Raw genomic sequence first — 15,565 nt, 5'->3', positions numbered from 1 at the left:
AGCTAAGGATGAGGTTCAAAGGATGCGATTGTCGAGCCAGGGCATGCGCGCCAGACGCTCGGCTTCATAGGCGCGTATCTCCTGCGCGTGGCCGAGGGTCAGGCCGATGTCGTCGAGGCCGTTGATCAGACAATGCTTGCGGAACTCGCCGACCTCGAAGGCCAGCTCGCTGCCATCGGGCTTGACCACCACCTGCCGCGGCAGGTCGATGGTGAGCGAGTAGCCGACGAAGCCGTAAAGCTCGTCGAACAGCCGGGCCACCTGCGACTTGGGCAGAACAATAGGCAACAGGCCGTTCTTGAAGCAGTTGTTGTAGAAGATGTCGGCGTAGCTGCTGGCGATCAGGGCGCGAAAGCCGTATTGCTGCAAGGCCCAGGGCGCGTGCTCGCGGGACGAACCGCAGCCGAAGTTGTCGCGCGCAAGCAGGATGCTGGCGCCCGCGTAGCGCGGCTGGTTGAGCGCGAAGTCGGGGTTGGGCCGGCGCGTGGCCGGATCCTGCCCCGGCTCGCCGTGGTCGAGGTAGCGCCACTCGTCGAACAGATTGGGGCCAAAGCCGCTGCGGCGGATCGACTTGAGGAACTGCTTCGGGATGATGGCGTCTGTGTCGACGTTGTCGCGATCCATCGGCGCGACCAGTCCCTTGTGGACGACGAATTTTTCCATGGTGTGTTGCCGCGCAACCGCGGGGTTGTTATTTCGACTTGTCGGCCGCGTTGGTGATGGCCTGGCCGCCCGCCTTGAGGTCCTGGCCCATTCCCGCCACGGTATTGCAGGCGGTCAGGGAGAGCAGTGTGGCGGCAAGCAGAAGAAGGGACAGCAGAGGTTTCATGGTGATCTCCTGAAAAAGGGACGGGATGATTCGTCAGAGTTTGCGCACGTCGACAAAATGCCCGGCGATGGCCGCGGCCGCTGCCATGGCCGGGCTGACCAGATGGGTACGCCCGCCCGCCCCCTGCCGCCCTTCGAAGTTGCGGTTGGAGGTGGAGGCGCAGCGTTCGCCGGGCTCCAGCCGGTCGGCGTTCATCGCCAGACACATGGAGCAGCCGGGCTCGCGCCACTCAAAGCCCGCGGCCTTGAAAATCTTGTCCAGCCCCTCGGCTTCGGCCTGCGCCTTGACCAATCCTGAGCCGGGCACCACCAGCGCCTGCCGCACATTCGCCGCGATTTGTCGCCCCGCGACCACCTGGGCGGCATCGCGCAGGTCTTCGATGCGCGAATTGGTGCAGGAGCCGATGAACACCTTGTCGATGCGGATGTCGGTCACCGCCTTGTTCGGCTCCAGGCCCATGTAGGTGAGCGCACGCTCCATCGCCGAGCGTTTGTTGGCGTCTTTTTCCTTGTCGGGATCGGGCACGCGGCCGTCGATGGGCAGCACCATTTCCGGCGACGTGCCCCAGGTGACCTGCGGCACCAGTTCGCGGGCGTCGAGGGTGACCACGCGGTCGAAGGTCGCATCGGCGTCGGAGTGCAGGCCGCGCCAGTATTGCACCGCCATGTCCCAGGCCACGCCGGTGGGCGCGAAGGGGCGACCTCGCACATAGTTGATCGTGGTGTCATCCACCGCCACAAGCCCCGCACGCGCCCCGGCTTCGATGGCCATATTGCACAGGGTCATGCGGCCTTCCATGCTGAGGGCGGCGATGGTGCTGCCCGCGAACTCGATGGTGTAGCCCGTGCCGCCTGCGGTGCCGATCTTGCCGATGACGGCCAGCGCGATGTCCTTCGCGCGGCAGCCCACGGGCAGGGCACCGTCCACACGCACCAGCATGTTCTTCATCTTGGGCGCCAGCAGGGTTTGGGTGGCCAGCACATGCTCGACTTCACTGGTGCCGATGCCGAAGGCCAGCGCCCCGAAGGCGCCGTGCGTGCTGGTGTGCGAATCGCCGCAAACCACCGTCATGCCCGGCAGGGTGGCGCCCTGTTCGGGGCCGATGACATGGACGATGCCCTGGCGGCGGTCGTTCATGCGGAATTCGGTGATGCCGTTGGCGGCGCAGTTGGCGTCGAGCGTATCGACCTGCAGCTTTGATATCGGATCGGCAATGCCCTCGGCCCGGTCGGTCGTGGGCACGTTGTGATCGGCCACGGCCAGATTGGCGCTCACCCGCCAGACCTTGCGGCCCGCGAGTTGCAGACCCTCGAAGGCCTGCGGGCTGGTGACTTCGTGCACCAGATGGCGGTCGATGTAGAGCAGCGCGGTACCGTCATCCTCGGTTCGCACCACATGCTCGTCCCATAATTTGTCGTACAGCGAACGGCCCATTGATATCTCCTGCGTCTGGCGCATCGGGCGCGCAGAACTTGTCGTGAAAGGTTGATTTTAGTTGGCGCGCTTCGAGCCTGCGTGAGTCTGCATCCACGCCACAGGCAGATCGAACGACCCATCTGCCTGAATATTCATGGCGTACCGCGCCTCCTGCGGCGCCTTGGCCAGCACGTCGCGGATGGCCTGCACGCGCAGCTCCGGTGTCCGCATGCGCGCCACCCATGAGGCGAAGTCCATGGTCAGCGTCCAGACGTCGGTATCGGGCGCAGCAAACCCGGCCTGCTCCAGCAGCGCCACCCATTCCGACACACGGTAGTCGCGCACATGGGAGGCGTCGCGCAACAGTTCCACCGTCTGCAGCAGGGTGTCGCACAGGGGCGATTCGGGGGCCACGGCGTCGATGACGATCAGCGCGCCATCGGGGCGGACGACCCGGCGCATTTCGCGCAGGGCTGCGGACACGTCGGGCCAGTGGTGGGCAGAGAACCGGGTGACCACCAGATCGAATCTGGCATCGGCAAACGGCAGCTCGTCGGCCTGCCCCTGGCACGTCTGCAGACCTTGCAGGCCGCGGGCCTGAGCCTCCTGCGCCACGATGGCGAGCATGTCGGGCGACAGGTCGAGTGCGGTGACCTGCGCACCAGCCGCAGCGAGGGCGAAGCTGGCATGCCCTGCCCCGCAGCCAACATCGAGCGCACGGCAGGTGGGTGTCTTGCGCACCATCGCGCCCAAACGTTGCAGGTCCTGCCCCTGGGCATGCACTGCGCTGGTGAGGTAGGCGGCGGCGGTGGTACCGAACTGCTGGGCCGCTAAAGCGTGCTGTTTCATGGAGTGATCCGAACGGATGCTGAGACGATGGAGCGCAAGATAGCCCGGCTATTTTCCTGGTACAAGATGAATAAATATCCTGGTATAAAAACCCACCAGCCTTGAAGTCTGTCACCGTGAAACCCGCCCCGGCACCACCTTCTCCCGCCCCGTCCACCGACCCGCACGAGGGCAGGCGCCTTCTCGGCGAGTTCATCCGCCTGCATCGCAATCGTCTGTCGCCTGCCGCCGCCAGGCTGCCATCGACAGGCAGGCGACGCGCACCGGGCTTGCGGCGCGAAGAACTCGCCTCGCTTTGCGGCGTGAGCGCCACATGGATCACCTGGCTGGAGCAGGGCCGCTCCGTCGCCGCGTCGGCCAAGACGCTGGAACGACTGGCCCAGGCGCTGCAACTCAGCGCGGCCGAACGCGCCTACCTCTTCGAGCTGGCCCGGCGGCGCGACCCCAGTGAGCCCATGGCGCCTCCCAAGGCGGTCGATGTCGTGCTGCGCAGCGTGCATGCCGTGGGGCATCCCGCCTATGTGCTGAATCAGCGGTGGGACGTGGTGGCCGGCAATGCCCCCGCCGCCGATCTGTTTCTCGACTGGCAGGCCGACGGCACCGAGGCCGATTCAGCGGAGCCCCCGAATCTGTTTCGCTTTCTGTTCTTCAATCGCCAGGCCCGGGCGCTGATCGAGAACTGGCCCGTTCGGTCCAAGCGCCTGGTTGCGGAATTCCGGGCGGATTGCGGCGGTCGTCTGCACTCGCCACCCCTGCGCGCTTTGATCGACGAGATGTGCGCACGCAGCCCCGAGTTCGACGCGCTCTGGAAACTCAACGACGTGCAGGAGCGCGAAGGCGGCGAAAGAGGCTTTCTCCATCCCCGCCACGGCCGCCTGGTCTATGAGCAGCTGACGCTGCGCGCGGCGCTGCACCCGGACTACAAGCTGGTGATGCTGCTGCCGATCACGACGGCGTGATGGCCGAGACCGTCGAAAAAAGACCGCGCCGTGCGCGGTCTAGACAGATCGATGGCGGTGTCGTGATCAATCAACTCCGGTTCAGCCCCGTTCTGCGATGGGTTTGACGTCGCGGCGCACCGAGCCGGTGAAGAGCTGGCGCGGTCGGCCGATCTTGTACTCGGGGTCGGTGAGCATTTCGTTGAGCTGGGCGATCCAGCCCACGGTGCGCGCCAGCGCGAAGTTGGCGGTGAACAGCGACACCGGCACGCCGATGGCCTTCTGCACGATGCCCGAATAGAAGTCGACGTTGGGGTAGAGCTTGCGCTGGATGAAGTAGTCGTCTTCCAGGGCGATCTTTTCCAGGGTCATCGCCAGCTTGAACAGCGGGTCGTCGTGCAGGCCGAGGGCATCGAGCACTTCGTGGCAGGTTTCCCGCATGAGCTTGGCGCGGGGGTCGTAGTTCTTGTAGACGCGGTGGCCGAAGCCCATCAGCCGCACCGAGGAGTTCTTGTCCTTCACCTCGCTGATGAACTCGCCGATCTTGGCCACGCCGCCTCGGGCCTGGATGTCGTCGAGCATGTTCAGGCAGGCCTCGTTGGCGCCGCCATGCGCCGGCCCCCACAGGCAGGCCACGCCGGCGGCAATCGCCGCGAAGGGGTTGGTGCCGCTGGAGGCGCACAGCCGCACCGTGGAGGTGGAGGCGTTCTGCTCGTGGTCGGCGTGCAAGATGAAAATGCGGTCGAGCGCGCGCTCGATGACCGGGTTGGGCACATAGTCGTCGCAGGGGGTGGCCCACATCATGCGCATGAAGTTGCCCGCATAGCTCAACTCGTTGCGCGGGTACATGTAGGGCTGGCCTTCGTTGTACTTGTAGGCCATCGCCACGAGGGTGGGCATCTTGGCGATGAGGCGGATGGCCGAGATGTCGCGCTGCGCTGGATCGTTGACGTTGATGGAATCGGGGTAGAACGCCGACATCGCGCCGACCAGCCCGGTGAGCACGGCCATGGGGTGGGCATCGCGGCGGAAGCCACGCAGGAAGAACTGCATCTGCTCGTGCACCATGGTGTGCTGGGTGATGCGCTTCTTGAACGCGGCCTTCTGCTCCTGGTTGGGCAGCTCACCGTACAGAATGAGGTAGCAGGTCTCCATGTAGTCGCACTGCACCGCAATCTGCTCGATGGGGTAGCCGCGATAGAGCAGCTCGCCCTTGTCGCCGTCGATGTAGGTGATGGCCGAGCTGCACGAGGCGGTGGAAAGAAAGCCCGGGTCATAGGTGAACTTGCCCGTCTGGCCATACAGCTTGCGGATGTCGATGACGTCCGGGCCGATGCTGCCCTTGTGGATCGGCAGATCGATGCTGGGCGTGCCGTCGCTGAACGACAGGGTGGCTTTGTCAGTGGATTGGGTCATTTTCATTTCTCCGGGGACTGTGTAGTAGGGCTCCCGAAGCCGTACTCCGGGGACGGAATGACGCGAACCACGAGCGCGCCGGGCTCACAGGCGCCTCAAGGTTGCAAGCAATTCCCGCGCCTGCGGCAGATCAAGCTCCGGGGGAAGGGGATCATGGCGCATGAGCAGGTCAAAGAGCGCGTTGTCGTCCAGGGCCAGCAGGGCATTGAGCGCGCCCACCTCGGTCTTGTCGAGCGGCTTTTCGCGCTGTGCGAAGTAGCGCTGCAGGATCAGGTCGTTCTCCAGCATGCCGCGACGCGCGCGCCAGCGCAGCCGGGAGAGCTCGGCGGCGGAGGCGGCGTCGGTCGCGGGCTGCATGGCGGCATCAGACGGCGCGGCGCACCATCATCTCCTTGATCTTGCTGATCGCCATCGTCGGGTTCAGCTCTTTGGGGCAGACGTCCACGCAGTTCATGATGGTGTGGCAGCGGAACAGGCGGTAAGGGTCTTCCAGATTGTCCAGCCGCTCGCCGGTGGCTTCGTCGCGGCTGTCGGCGATGAATCGGTAGGCCTGCAACAGACCCGCAGGGCCGACAAACTTGTCGGGATTCCACCAGAAGCTCGGGCACGAGGTGGAACAGCTCGCGCACAGAATGCACTCGTACAGGCCGTTGAGCTCGTCGCGCTCGGCCGGGCTTTGCAGACGTTCCTTTTCGGGCGGCGGGGTGTTGTTGACGAGGTAAGGCTTGATCGAGTGGTATTGATTGAAGAACTGGGTCATGTCCACGATCAGGTCGCGGATCACCGGCAGGCCCGGCAAGGGTTTGAGCACCACCGGCTCCTTGAGAGTGAGCAGGTTGGTGATGCAGGCCAGGCCGTTCTTGCCGTTGATGTTCATCGCATCCGAACCGCACACCCCTTCGCGGCAGGAACGGCGGATGGAGAGCGAGTCATCGAGCTCCCACTTGATGCGCTGAATGGCGTCGAGCAGCATCTTGTCGGTGTGCTGCAGCGTCACCTCGTAGTCCTGCATGTAGGGCTTGGCGTCCTTGTCAGGGTCGTAGCGGTAAATCGAAAACTTCATCTTGCGCGTATCGCTCATGTGCGCTCCTCTTGCCCGGCAGTCGCCAGGCGCTGGGTGTTTGAAACGAGTTCAGAAAGTCCGTGCCTTGGGTTTGAACGCCTCGACGGTCAGGGGCTTGAGCTGCACCGGCTTGTAGCTCAGGCGGCTGCCATCGCGCCACCAGAGGGTGTGCTGGAGCCAGTTCTGGTCGTCGCGCTCGGTGTGGTCATTGTGATAGTGGGCGCCACGGCTTTCCTTTCGGGCTTCGGCCGACACCATGGTGGCCTTGGCGACCTCGATGAGGTTGTCGACCTCCAGCGCCTCGATGCGGGCGGTGTTGAACACCTTGGACTTGTCCTTGAGATGGATGCGATCGACCTGCCCGGCAAGATCGGCAATGGCCCGCACGCCTTCGGCCATGAGCTTGTCGGTGCGGAACACGCCGCAATGCGTCTGCATGGTCGCGCGGATGGCGTCGGCCACCACATGGCTGCCTTCCCCGCTCGTGGAAGCATCGAGCTGGGCCAGACGCGCCAGCGAGCGGTCGGCGGCGTCCTTGGGCAGGGGTTTGTGGCTGCGCTGATGGACGCCGCTGTTCACGATATGGTTACCCGCCGAGCGTCCGAACACCAGCAGGTCGAGCAGGGAGTTGGTGCCCAGGCGGTTGGCACCATGCACGCTCACGCAGGAGCACTCGCCAATGGCGTAGAGCCCGCCCACCACCGCTGCGGGGTTGTCTCCCTGCGGCATGACGACCTGGCTGTGGATGTTCGCCGGGATGCCGCCCATCTGGTAGTGAATGGTGGGCACCACGGGAATGGGCTCCTTGATCGGATCGACGTTGGCGAAGCGAATGGCGATCTCGCGGATCGACGGCAGGCGCTTCATGATGGTCTCGGCGCCCAGGTGATCGAGCTTGAGCAGGACATGGTCCTTACGTGGCCCGGCGCCTCGTCCTTCCTTGATTTCCTGATCCATCGAACGCGAGACGAAATCGCGCGGCGCCAGGTCTTTATAAGTCGGGGCATAACGCTCCATGAAGCGCTCGCCATTGGCGTTGAGCAGAATGCCGCCCTCGCCGCGCACGCCCTCGGTGATGAGCACGCCGGCACCGGCCACGCCGGTGGGGTGAAATTGCCAGAACTCCATGTCCTGCAGCGGCAGGCCTGCGCGCGCCGCCATACCCAGGCCGTCGCCGGTATTGATGAAGGCATTGGTCGATGCGGCGAAGATGCGCCCTGCCCCGCCGGTGGCCAGCACCGTGGCCTTGCCCTCGAAGATGGTCACGTCGCCCGTTTCCATTTCGAGCGCGACCACGCCGAGCACGTCGCCCTCGGCATCGCGAATCAGATCGAGCGCCATCCATTCGACGAAGAAATGGGTGCGGGCCTGCACGTTCTGTTGATAGAGGGTGTGCAGCATGGCGTGGCCGGTGCGGTCCGCCGAGGCGCAGGCGCGCTGCACCGCCTTTTCGCCGAAATTGGCGGTATGGCCGCCGAAGGGCCGCTGGTAGATGGTGCCGTCAGGGTTGCGGTCGAAGGGCATGCCGAAATGTTCGAGCTCGTACACCGCACTCTTGGCTTCGCGGCACATGAACTCGATGGCGTCCTGGTCGCCGAGATAGTCCGACCCTTTAACCGTGTCGAACATATGCCAGTACCAGTCGTCCTCGCTCATATTGCCCAGCGAGGCGGCCACCCCACCCTGCGCCGCCACGGTGTGCGAGCGCGTCGGGAACACCTTGGAGAGCACCGCCACGTCCAGCCCGGCTCGCGCCAGTTGCAGCGCGCAGCGCATACCCGAGCCACCTGCCCCGACGATCACCACATCGAATTTTCTTTTTGCGACCTGCATTTCAGGCCCTCCACAAAACTTGCAAAGCCCAGCCTGCGCAAGCCAATAGCCACACAATGGTGCCGATCTGCAGCAGCAGGCGCACGCTCACCGGTTTGACGTAATCCATCCAGATGTCGCGCATGCCCACCCAGACGTGATAGATCAGCGCCAGCACGGTCACGAAGGTCAGCAGCTTCATCCACTGCTGTGCGAACAGGCCGTGCCAGCGGGCATAGTCGAGCGGACCCGGAGCGAGGAAATAGACCAGCAGCACCAGGGTGAACACCGCGATGATCGCGGCGGTCACGCGCTGCGCCATCCAGTCGCGCAGACCGTAGTGCGCGCCGACCACCAGCCGCTTGTTGCCGATGTTGTTGGAGTTCATTTCAGTACACCCCCAGCAGCTTGAGCCCGAACAGCCCCGTCAGACCGAGCGACACCACGAAGGTGATGATGGCCAGTTGCAGCCCCTGCGCCTTGCTCACGGCATGAAACGCATCCATCCACAGGTGCCTCAGCCCGGCGACAAGGTGATGCATCAGCGCCCAGAACAGGCCGAGCAGAATGAGCTTGACGAACCAGTGCGACAGGAACTGCGCGATGGCGGCGTGGCTGTCTGCACTGCGCAGACTGTCGTCGAACGCCCAGAGCACGAGCGGCAGCGCCAGGAACATCACCGCACCGCTGACGCGGTGCAGGATGGACACGAAACCCGCCAACGGCAGGCGGTAGCCCACGATCTGGGTGATGTGGATATTGCGAAACACCGGCCGTGCCGGTGGCGAAGCAGGTTTTGTCATGACGCTGTCCTCGTTGTGAACGTCGTTCTGCCACCCCCGGGCGCTCTTGCGGCGGCGACCTCGGAAGCTGAACGATTCTTAAATCATTTTGAGTTTATTGCATTGCAGCAAAACGACACTCCGGTCGTCGCTGCGGAAATTCCTACCTGATCACAGCCCTTCCGTTCGTCGCTAATTCAACTCGTTGCGATAGTGATGATGTCGGGTGTTGTAAAGCCCGCGGCGGTACTCCGCCGGGAGTTCACCATAACTGAATGAGAGCCGCTCCACGAGCAGCAGGGCTTCGCCCTCGCGCACGCGCAGCAGCTGCGCCTCCTGGGCGTCGGCATTCACCGCGCGAAGCTTCTCCTCGGCCCGCACCATGCGGGTGGCAAATTCGGATTCGAACAGCGCGTAAAGCGGGCCGCGGTAGCTCTCGAGGCGCTCGGCCGTCAGGGCGCGGAAGGCAGGCCCGGGAAGATAGATGTCCTCGTACACCACCGGCTCGCCTGCCAGCAGCAGCAGACGGCGAATCTGCGTCACGCTCTCTCCGGTCTTGATCCCCAGCATGCGCGCCACCTCCTGCGAGGCGCGCACACGCCGACACTCCAGAAACTGCCGGTCCATGGGCTGCGGCAAGGGGCGCCCGCCCTCAGCGGTGGCATCGGGCACCAGACGCAGGAAGCGGAATTTCACCCGCTCTTCATGGTGCGTGGAGACGAAGGTGCCACGCCCCTGCCGCCGCAGCAGCAGACCCTCTGCCGCCAGCTCGTCCACCGCCTTGCGCACCGTGCCCTGGCTGACCCCGAAGCGCCGCGCCAGATCGGCTTCGCTGGGGATGAGCTCGCCGGGCTTCCAGTCGCCCTGCTGAAGACTGCGGGTGATCAGCCCCTTGATCTGCCGATACAGCGGGCTGAAGGAGGGGTTTGCGGAAGGACTCGCGGAAGGGTTGGCCGACGCATGGGCCGCGCCTGCGGCCTGCAATTCTGACGCTGTATCGGGGGATGCTCGCGTAGCCATCATGTCGTGCATTGCAGCATAGGCCACACCGCCTTGTCCAGCGTTTGATAAAAAACATCTTATATAAGATAGATGAGTGATTGACGCGAGAGAGACCCCGTCCTAAACTCTTCTCGCATATTGCGGCGCACAAAGGCCGCCGACCCCGCCGACGGCAAAGATCCTGGCCCCGGCGAGAGCGGCCCGACCGATCACCCTCCGTTCATCCTACAAGCAGCGGCGCCTCGCAAAAAGCGCATCCACCCACCGAACATCGACCCAGGAGTTTCCCCATGTCCAAAGCCCCCGTTCGCGTCACCGTCAGCGGCGCCGCAGGCCAGATCGGCTACGCGCTGCTGTTTCGCATCGCCTCCGGCCAGATGCTGGGTGCCGACCAGCCCGTGATTCTTCAACTCCTGGAAATTCCCGACGAAAAGGCGCAGAAGGCGCTCAAGGGCGTGATGATGGAGCTGGAAGACTGCGCCTTTCCGCTGCTGGCCGACATGAGCGCGCATGGCGACCCGATGACCGCCTTCAAAGACGTGGACTACGCCCTGCTGGTCGGCGCCCGCCCGCGCGGCCCGGGCATGGAGCGCCGCGACCTGCTGTCGGCCAACGCGCAGATTTTCACCGCGCAGGGCAAGGCGCTGAACGCCGTGGCCAGCCGCGCGGTCAAGACCCTGGTCGTCGGCAATCCGGCCAACACCAATGCCTATATCGCGATGAAATCGGCCCCCGATCTTCCCGCGAAAAACTTCACCGCCATGCTGCGCTTGGATCACAACCGCGCGCTGAGCCAGCTGGCCGCCAAGACCGGCAAGCCCGTGGGCGAGATCGAAAAGGTCTGCGTTTGGGGCAATCACTCCCCGACCATGTATGCCGACTATCGCTTCGCCACGGTCGGCGGCCAATCTGTCAAAGATCTCATCAACGACGACGTCTGGAACCGCGACGTATTTCTGCCCACCGTCGGCAAGCGCGGTGCGGCCATCATCGAGGCGCGCGGCCTGAGTTCCGCAGCTTCGGCAGCCAATGCCGCCATCGACCACATGCGCGATTGGGCCCTGGGCACCAACGGCCGCTGGGTCAGCATGGGCATTCCGTCCGACGGCTCTTACGGCATTCCGGCCGAGACCATGTTCGGCTTCCCGGTCACCTGTGCGGGCGGCGAATACCAGCTCGTGCGCGATCTGCCGATCGACGCCTTCTCGCAAGAGCGCATCAACAAGACCCTGGCCGAACTCGAAGAAGAGAAGGCCGGCGTCCAGCATCTGCTCTGACCGGCCATGACCCACCCGACCGCTGGCGCGCGGCTGCGCCTTGCCCTGACGCAGGAGAGCCCGCTGCAGATCGTGGGCGCGATCAACGCCAACCATGCGCTGCTGGCGCAGCGGGCGGGCTTCAGGGCCATCTACCTTTCCGGCGGCGGCGTGGCCGCTGGCTCGCTGGGCATGCCCGATCTGGGCATCAACACCCTCGATGACGTGCTCACCGACGTGCGCCGCATCACCGATGTCTGCGACCTGCCCCTGCTGGTGGACGTGGATACCGGCTTCGGCCCGAGCGCCTTCAACATCGCGCGCACGGTCAAGAGCCTGATCAAATTCGGCGCCGCGGGCCTGCACATCGAAGACCAGGTCGGCGCCAAGCGTTGCGGCCACCGCCCCGGCAAGGAAATCGTCAGCAGTGACGAAATGGTCGATCGCATCAAGGCTGCGGTCGATGCCCGCACCGACCCTGACTTCTACCTCATCGCCCGCACCGACGCCATCGCCGTCGAGGGGCTGGACGCGGCCATCGCCCGCGCCCGCGCCTGTGCTGAAGCCGGTGCCGACGCCATCTTCGCCGAGGCCGCGCTCGATCTCGACACCTACCGCCAATTCGGCGCCGCGGTGGGCGTGCCGCTGCTGGCCAACATCACCGAGTTCGGCGCCACGCCGCTGTTCACCGTGGATGAACTTCGCAGCGCAGGCGTGGCCATGGCGCTCTACCCGCTTTCAGCGTTTCGCGCCATGAACAAGGCAGCGCAGACAGTGTATGAAACCCTGCGGCGCGAGGGCACACAAAAGGCGGTGGTGCCGCTGATGCAGACCCGCGCCGAACTTTACGAGAGCATCGGCTACCACGCCTACGAACAGCGGCTGGACGCCATCTTTTCCGGCAAGAAGCCATCCTGAACCGAACGTCCTACCGAGGAGACCGACCATGAGTGATGACGCAGCGCCCGCCGGCATGACCTTCAAGCCGAAAAAATCGGTGGCCCTCTCCGGCGTCACCGCCGGCAATACGGCCCTGTGCACGGTGGGACGCACCGGCAACGACCTGCACTACCGCGGCTATGACATCCTCGACCTGGCCGAGGCCTGCGAGTTCGAGGAGGTCGCCCACCTGCTGGTCCACGGCAAGCTGCCCAACACCGCCGAGCTCGCGGCCTACAAGACCAAGCTGCGCCGCCTGCGCGGCCTGCCTGCGGCCGTCAAGACCGCGCTGGAGCAACTGCCGCCCTCGGCGCACCCGATGGACGTGCTGCGCACCGGCGTGTCCGTGCTGGGCTGCGTCATGCCCGAGAAGGACGACCACAACGTGGCCGGTGCGCGCGACATCGCCGACAAGCTCATGGCCTGCCAGGGCTCGATGCTGCTGTACTGGTGGCACTACGCCGCCAACGGGCGCCGCATCGAGGTCGAGACCGATGACGACTCCATCGGCGCTCACTTCCTGCATCTGCTGCACGGCCACAAGCCCAGCGCCTTGTGGGAGCGGGCGATGCACACCTCGCTCATCCTCTATGCCGAGCATGAGTTCAACGCCTCCACCTTCACCGCCCGCGTCATCGCTGGTACCGGCAGCGATATGTTCAGCGCCATCACCGGGGCCATCGGCGCCCTTCGCGGCCCCAAGCATGGCGGCGCCAACGAAGTGGCGCTCGATATTCAGCGGCGCTACGCCAGCCCCGACGAAGCCGAGGCCGACATCCGCTGCAGGGTTGCCAACAAGGAAGTGGTGATCGGTTTCGGCCATCCGGTCTACACCATCGCCGATCCGCGCAACAAGGTCATCAAGGAAGTCGCCCGGCGGCTGTCCGCCGATCAGAAGGACATGCGCCTGTTCGACATCGCCGAGCGGCTGGAGACGGTGATGTGGGACGTGAAAAAGATGTTCCCCAATCTCGACTGGTTCAGCGCCGTGAGCTATTCGAACATGGGCGTGCCCACCGCCATGTTCACCCCGCTGTTCGTGATTTCCCGTACCAGCGGCTGGAGCGCGCATGTGGTGGAACAGCGACAGGACAACAAGATCATTCGGCCCAGCGCGAATTACACTGGCCCGGAAAATTTGCAGTTCGTGCCGCTCTCCCAGCGTTCCTGAGCCCCGTCACGCGCAAGCCACATCATGCCCACGCGCCAGACACCTCGCTCTCGCCGGCCCGGAGCGGATTTTCCGTGTTCCGTCGTTTGTGGAGTGTCTGATATGAAGCGCAATGTCTCTCTCGGCTTGTCCGTCCTTTCCGGGCTCGTGGGCCTGTCCTGCATGTTGAGCCTTCCGGCTCATGCCCAAAGCTCTGCCGACAAGTCGCAGCAGCCCGGCTCGGCGGCATCGGCAAAAAACACTGAGCCTACCGCCGCGCCCACCGTGGTCGCCACTGCGGCCACCGCCACGCCCGCCCTGCTGAAACCGTCTGCCGCCCCTGAGGGCACCGAAAACGGCTATCCCGACGTGAATCCGGTCTTCGCGTTGAAAGAGGGGCGCATGGTGTGCGGCAATCGCCGTATCCCGATGGACGTGAAGGTCGAAGGCGCCAATGACAAAGCCGTGCTGCTGACCTGGAACAAAAAACATTACGTCCTCAAGCGCAAACCCACCTCCACCGGCGCCTACCACTTCGACGACGCCAAGGCTGGCTTCGTCCTCATTCAGATTCCGACCAAGAGCATGCTGTTCGACAAAAAGAACATGACGCGATTGGCCGACGACTGCGTTCCCATCCAATAGTCCATCCATGTCCTCAGCGATTTCCAACGTCCGCCCCGCCCCTGACCAGGTTCTGGTCGACATCGTCGACTACGTCCTCAAGACCGATATCGACAGCTCGCTGGCCTACCAAACGGCCCGCAACTGCCTGATCGACACCCTAGGGTGCGGACTGGAAGCGCTGGAGTACCCCGCCTGCACCAAGCTGCTCGGCCCCATCGTGCCGGGCACCGTGGTACCCCACGGCGCCAAGGTGCCGGGCACGCAGTTCCAGCTCGACCCGGTGCAGGCCGCGTTCAACATCGGCGCGATGATCCGCTGGCTGGACTTCAACGACACCTGGCTGGCCGCCGAATGGGGTCACCCCTCGGACAACCTGGGCGGCATCCTCGCCGTGGCCGACTGGCTCAGCCGCAACGCCGTGGCCGCGGGCAAGCCGCCACTGACCATGCGCGACGTGCTCACCGCCATGATTCAGGCGCATGAGATCCAGGGCGTGATCGCACTGGAGAACAGCTTCAACAAAGTCGGACTCGATCATGTGGTGCTGGTCAAGGTCGCCACCACGGCGGTGGTCGCGCGCATGCTGGGCCTGTCGCGCGACGAGATCATCAACGCCGTCTCGCTGGCGTGGGTGGACGGCCAGAGCCTTCGCACCTACCGTCACGCCCCCAACACGGGCAGCCGCAAGAGCTGGGCCGCCGGCGACGCCACCAGCCGCGGCGTGCGTCTGGCGCTCATCGCCAAGACCGGCGAAATGGGCTACCCCAGCGTGCTAAGCGCCAAGACCTGGGGCTTCTACGACGTGAGTTTCCGCGGTCAGCCGTTCAAGTTCCAGCGCCCCTACGGCAGCTACGTGATGGAAAACGTGCTGTTCAAGATCAGCTTCCCGGCCGAGTTCCACAGCCAGACCGCGGTGGAAGCGGCCATGACCCTGCACCAGCAACTGGGGGCGGCGGGCAAGACCGCCGAAGACATCGCCTCCATCACCATCCGCACCCATGAGGCGTGCATCCGCATCATCGACAAGAAGGGCCCGCTGAACAACCCGGCCGACCGCGACCACTGTATTCAGTACATGGTGGCGGTGCCGCTGATCTTCGGCCGCCTGACGGCCGCCGATTACGAAGATGCCGTCGCCGCCGACCCGCGCATCGACGCCCTGCGCGACAAGATCACCTGCGTCGAAGACCCGCAGTACACCCGCGATTACCACGACCCTGAAAAGCGCTCGATCGCCAACGCCCTGACCGTCACCCTGAAAGACGGTTCGGTGCTGCCCGAGGTCGCCGTGGAGTATCCCATCGGCCACAAGCGCCGCCGCGCCGACGGCATTCCGCTGCTCGAAGCCAAGTTCCGCACCAACCTGGCGCGGCGCTTTCCGGCCAAGCAACAAAAAGCCATTCTCGACGTCTCACTGGATCAGAACTTGCTTGAATCCATGCCGGTCAACGAATACGTCGATCTCTACGTCATCTGAGCCACGGAG

The 15,565-nt window shown here is 64.6% G+C and carries 17 protein-coding genes; 6 read left to right on the top strand and 11 right to left on the bottom strand.

Annotation, left to right across the window (positions count from 1 at the left end):
• Positions 1-15: 15 nt before the first annotated feature.
• Genes leuD through ASC45_RS09400 form a run of 4 tightly spaced genes read right to left on the bottom strand, consistent with a single transcriptional unit; the run spans position 16 to position 3,094 of the window.
• Positions 16-663 carry a 3-isopropylmalate dehydratase small subunit gene (gene leuD / locus ASC45_RS09415; RefSeq protein WP_055450783.1) on the bottom strand — a complete coding sequence of 216 codons (648 nt, stop codon included), beginning with the start codon at positions 661-663 and terminating at the stop codon, positions 16-18.
• A gap of 28 nt (positions 664-691) precedes the next feature.
• Positions 692-829, bottom strand: a complete 138-nt coding sequence (locus tag ASC45_RS09410; protein ID WP_055450782.1) for an entericidin A/B family lipoprotein — start codon at positions 827-829, stop codon at positions 692-694.
• 33 nt (positions 830-862) lie between these two features.
• Positions 863-2,263 (bottom strand): 3-isopropylmalate dehydratase large subunit, encoded by a 1,401-nt coding sequence (gene leuC, locus ASC45_RS09405; RefSeq protein WP_055450781.1) that lies wholly within the window; start codon positions 2,261-2,263, stop codon positions 863-865.
• A gap of 57 nt (positions 2,264-2,320) precedes the next feature.
• Positions 2,321-3,094 (bottom strand): class I SAM-dependent methyltransferase, encoded by a 774-nt coding sequence (locus ASC45_RS09400; RefSeq protein ID WP_055450780.1) that lies wholly within the window; start codon positions 3,092-3,094, stop codon positions 2,321-2,323.
• Positions 3,095-3,210: 116 nt separating this feature from the next.
• On the opposite strand from ASC45_RS09400, the gene ASC45_RS09395 reads away from it, so the two are divergent.
• On the top strand, positions 3,211-4,053 hold the full coding sequence (locus tag ASC45_RS09395; RefSeq protein ID WP_072243032.1) for a helix-turn-helix transcriptional regulator: 843 nt from the start codon (positions 3,211-3,213) through the stop codon (positions 4,051-4,053).
• 81 nt (positions 4,054-4,134) lie between these two features.
• Here the strand turns inward: ASC45_RS09395 and gltA are convergent, their stop codons facing one another.
• From gltA to ASC45_RS09360, 7 genes are all read right to left on the bottom strand, one after another.
• On the bottom strand, positions 4,135-5,448 hold the full coding sequence (gltA, locus tag ASC45_RS09390; RefSeq protein WP_055450779.1) for a citrate synthase: 1,314 nt from the start codon (positions 5,446-5,448) through the stop codon (positions 4,135-4,137).
• A gap of 84 nt (positions 5,449-5,532) precedes the next feature.
• Positions 5,533-5,805, bottom strand: coding sequence for an FAD assembly factor SdhE (locus ASC45_RS09385; RefSeq protein WP_055450778.1), 273 nt, complete (start codon positions 5,803-5,805; stop codon positions 5,533-5,535).
• A gap of 7 nt (positions 5,806-5,812) precedes the next feature.
• Positions 5,813-6,529, bottom strand: a complete 717-nt coding sequence (locus tag ASC45_RS09380) for a succinate dehydrogenase iron-sulfur subunit (protein WP_055450777.1) — start codon at positions 6,527-6,529, stop codon at positions 5,813-5,815.
• Between the two features lie 51 nt (positions 6,530-6,580).
• Positions 6,581-8,344: a succinate dehydrogenase flavoprotein subunit gene (gene sdhA / locus ASC45_RS09375; protein WP_055450776.1), complete on the bottom strand. Its 1,764-nt coding sequence runs from the start codon at positions 8,342-8,344 to the stop codon at positions 6,581-6,583.
• A 1-nt stretch (position 8,345) separates the two neighbouring features.
• Positions 8,346-8,711, bottom strand: coding sequence for a succinate dehydrogenase, hydrophobic membrane anchor protein (gene sdhD, locus ASC45_RS09370; protein ID WP_055450775.1), 366 nt, complete (start codon positions 8,709-8,711; stop codon positions 8,346-8,348).
• 1 nt (position 8,712) lies between these two features.
• Complete coding sequence (gene sdhC, locus ASC45_RS09365) at positions 8,713-9,126, bottom strand: succinate dehydrogenase, cytochrome b556 subunit (RefSeq protein WP_055450774.1); 414 nt, start codon at positions 9,124-9,126, stop codon at positions 8,713-8,715.
• A 171-nt stretch (positions 9,127-9,297) separates the two neighbouring features.
• On the bottom strand, positions 9,298-10,137 hold the full coding sequence (locus ASC45_RS09360) for a GntR family transcriptional regulator (RefSeq protein ID WP_055450773.1): 840 nt from the start codon (positions 10,135-10,137) through the stop codon (positions 9,298-9,300).
• Between the two features lie 260 nt (positions 10,138-10,397).
• Here ASC45_RS09360 and ASC45_RS09355 point away from each other — a divergent pair, with 260 nt between their 5' ends.
• From ASC45_RS09355 to ASC45_RS09335, 5 genes are read left to right on the top strand one after another with little or no spacing between them, the layout of a single operon-like run.
• Positions 10,398-11,384 (top strand): malate dehydrogenase, encoded by a 987-nt coding sequence (locus tag ASC45_RS09355; RefSeq protein ID WP_055450772.1) that lies wholly within the window; start codon positions 10,398-10,400, stop codon positions 11,382-11,384.
• Between the two features lie 6 nt (positions 11,385-11,390).
• Complete coding sequence (prpB, locus tag ASC45_RS09350) at positions 11,391-12,281, top strand: methylisocitrate lyase (protein WP_055450771.1); 891 nt, start codon at positions 11,391-11,393, stop codon at positions 12,279-12,281.
• A gap of 28 nt (positions 12,282-12,309) precedes the next feature.
• Positions 12,310-13,473 carry a bifunctional 2-methylcitrate synthase/citrate synthase gene (gene prpC / locus ASC45_RS09345; protein ID WP_055450770.1) on the top strand — a complete coding sequence of 388 codons (1,164 nt, stop codon included), beginning with the start codon at positions 12,310-12,312 and terminating at the stop codon, positions 13,471-13,473.
• Between the two features lie 24 nt (positions 13,474-13,497).
• Positions 13,498-14,097 carry a hypothetical protein gene (locus ASC45_RS09340; RefSeq protein WP_245610015.1) on the top strand — a complete coding sequence of 200 codons (600 nt, stop codon included), beginning with the start codon at positions 13,498-13,500 and terminating at the stop codon, positions 14,095-14,097.
• 7 nt (positions 14,098-14,104) lie between these two features.
• The gene (locus ASC45_RS09335) at positions 14,105-15,556 is read left to right on the top strand and encodes a bifunctional 2-methylcitrate dehydratase/aconitate hydratase (RefSeq protein ID WP_055450768.1); all 1,452 of its coding nucleotides are present in this window, start codon (positions 14,105-14,107) and stop codon (positions 15,554-15,556) included.
• Positions 15,557-15,565 lie beyond the last annotated feature (9 nt).

Origin of the sequence: Thiomonas bhubaneswarensis (assembly GCF_001418255.1) — a bacterium.
Taxonomy (GTDB): Bacteria; Pseudomonadota; Gammaproteobacteria; order Burkholderiales; family Burkholderiaceae_C; genus Thiomonas; species Thiomonas bhubaneswarensis.
The sequence above is the reverse complement of the archived record's forward strand: the minus strand, read 5'-3'. Positions and strand labels throughout refer to the sequence as shown.

Excerpts from the sequence above, each read along its gene's own strand:
- leuD (WP_055450783.1), bottom strand. The coding sequence starts at position 663 with ATGGAAAAATTCGTCGTCCACAAGGGACTGGTCGCGCCGATGGATCGC.
- ASC45_RS09410 (WP_055450782.1), bottom strand. The coding sequence starts at position 829 with ATGAAACCTCTGCTGTCCCTTCTTCTGCTTGCCGCCACACTGCTCTCC.
- leuC (WP_055450781.1), bottom strand. The coding sequence starts at position 2,263 with ATGGGCCGTTCGCTGTACGACAAATTATGGGACGAGCATGTGGTGCGA.
- ASC45_RS09400 (WP_055450780.1), bottom strand. The coding sequence starts at position 3,094 with ATGAAACAGCACGCTTTAGCGGCCCAGCAGTTCGGTACCACCGCCGCC.
- gltA (WP_055450779.1), bottom strand. The coding sequence starts at position 5,448 with ATGACCCAATCCACTGACAAAGCCACCCTGTCGTTCAGCGACGGCACG.
- ASC45_RS09385 (WP_055450778.1), bottom strand. The coding sequence starts at position 5,805 with ATGCAGCCCGCGACCGACGCCGCCTCCGCCGCCGAGCTCTCCCGGCTG.
- ASC45_RS09380 (WP_055450777.1), bottom strand. The coding sequence starts at position 6,529 with ATGAGCGATACGCGCAAGATGAAGTTTTCGATTTACCGCTACGACCCT.
- sdhA (WP_055450776.1), bottom strand. The coding sequence starts at position 8,344 with ATGCAGGTCGCAAAAAGAAAATTCGATGTGGTGATCGTCGGGGCAGGT.
- sdhD (WP_055450775.1), bottom strand. The coding sequence starts at position 8,711 with ATGAACTCCAACAACATCGGCAACAAGCGGCTGGTGGTCGGCGCGCAC.
- sdhC (WP_055450774.1), bottom strand. The coding sequence starts at position 9,126 with ATGACAAAACCTGCTTCGCCACCGGCACGGCCGGTGTTTCGCAATATC.
- ASC45_RS09360 (WP_055450773.1), bottom strand. The coding sequence starts at position 10,137 with ATGCACGACATGATGGCTACGCGAGCATCCCCCGATACAGCGTCAGAA.
- ASC45_RS09355 (WP_055450772.1), top strand. The coding sequence starts at position 10,398 with ATGTCCAAAGCCCCCGTTCGCGTCACCGTCAGCGGCGCCGCAGGCCAG.
- prpB (WP_055450771.1), top strand. The coding sequence starts at position 11,391 with ATGACCCACCCGACCGCTGGCGCGCGGCTGCGCCTTGCCCTGACGCAG.
- prpC (WP_055450770.1), top strand. The coding sequence starts at position 12,310 with ATGAGTGATGACGCAGCGCCCGCCGGCATGACCTTCAAGCCGAAAAAA.
- ASC45_RS09340 (WP_245610015.1), top strand. The coding sequence starts at position 13,498 with ATGCCCACGCGCCAGACACCTCGCTCTCGCCGGCCCGGAGCGGATTTT.
- ASC45_RS09335 (WP_055450768.1), top strand. The coding sequence starts at position 14,105 with ATGTCCTCAGCGATTTCCAACGTCCGCCCCGCCCCTGACCAGGTTCTG.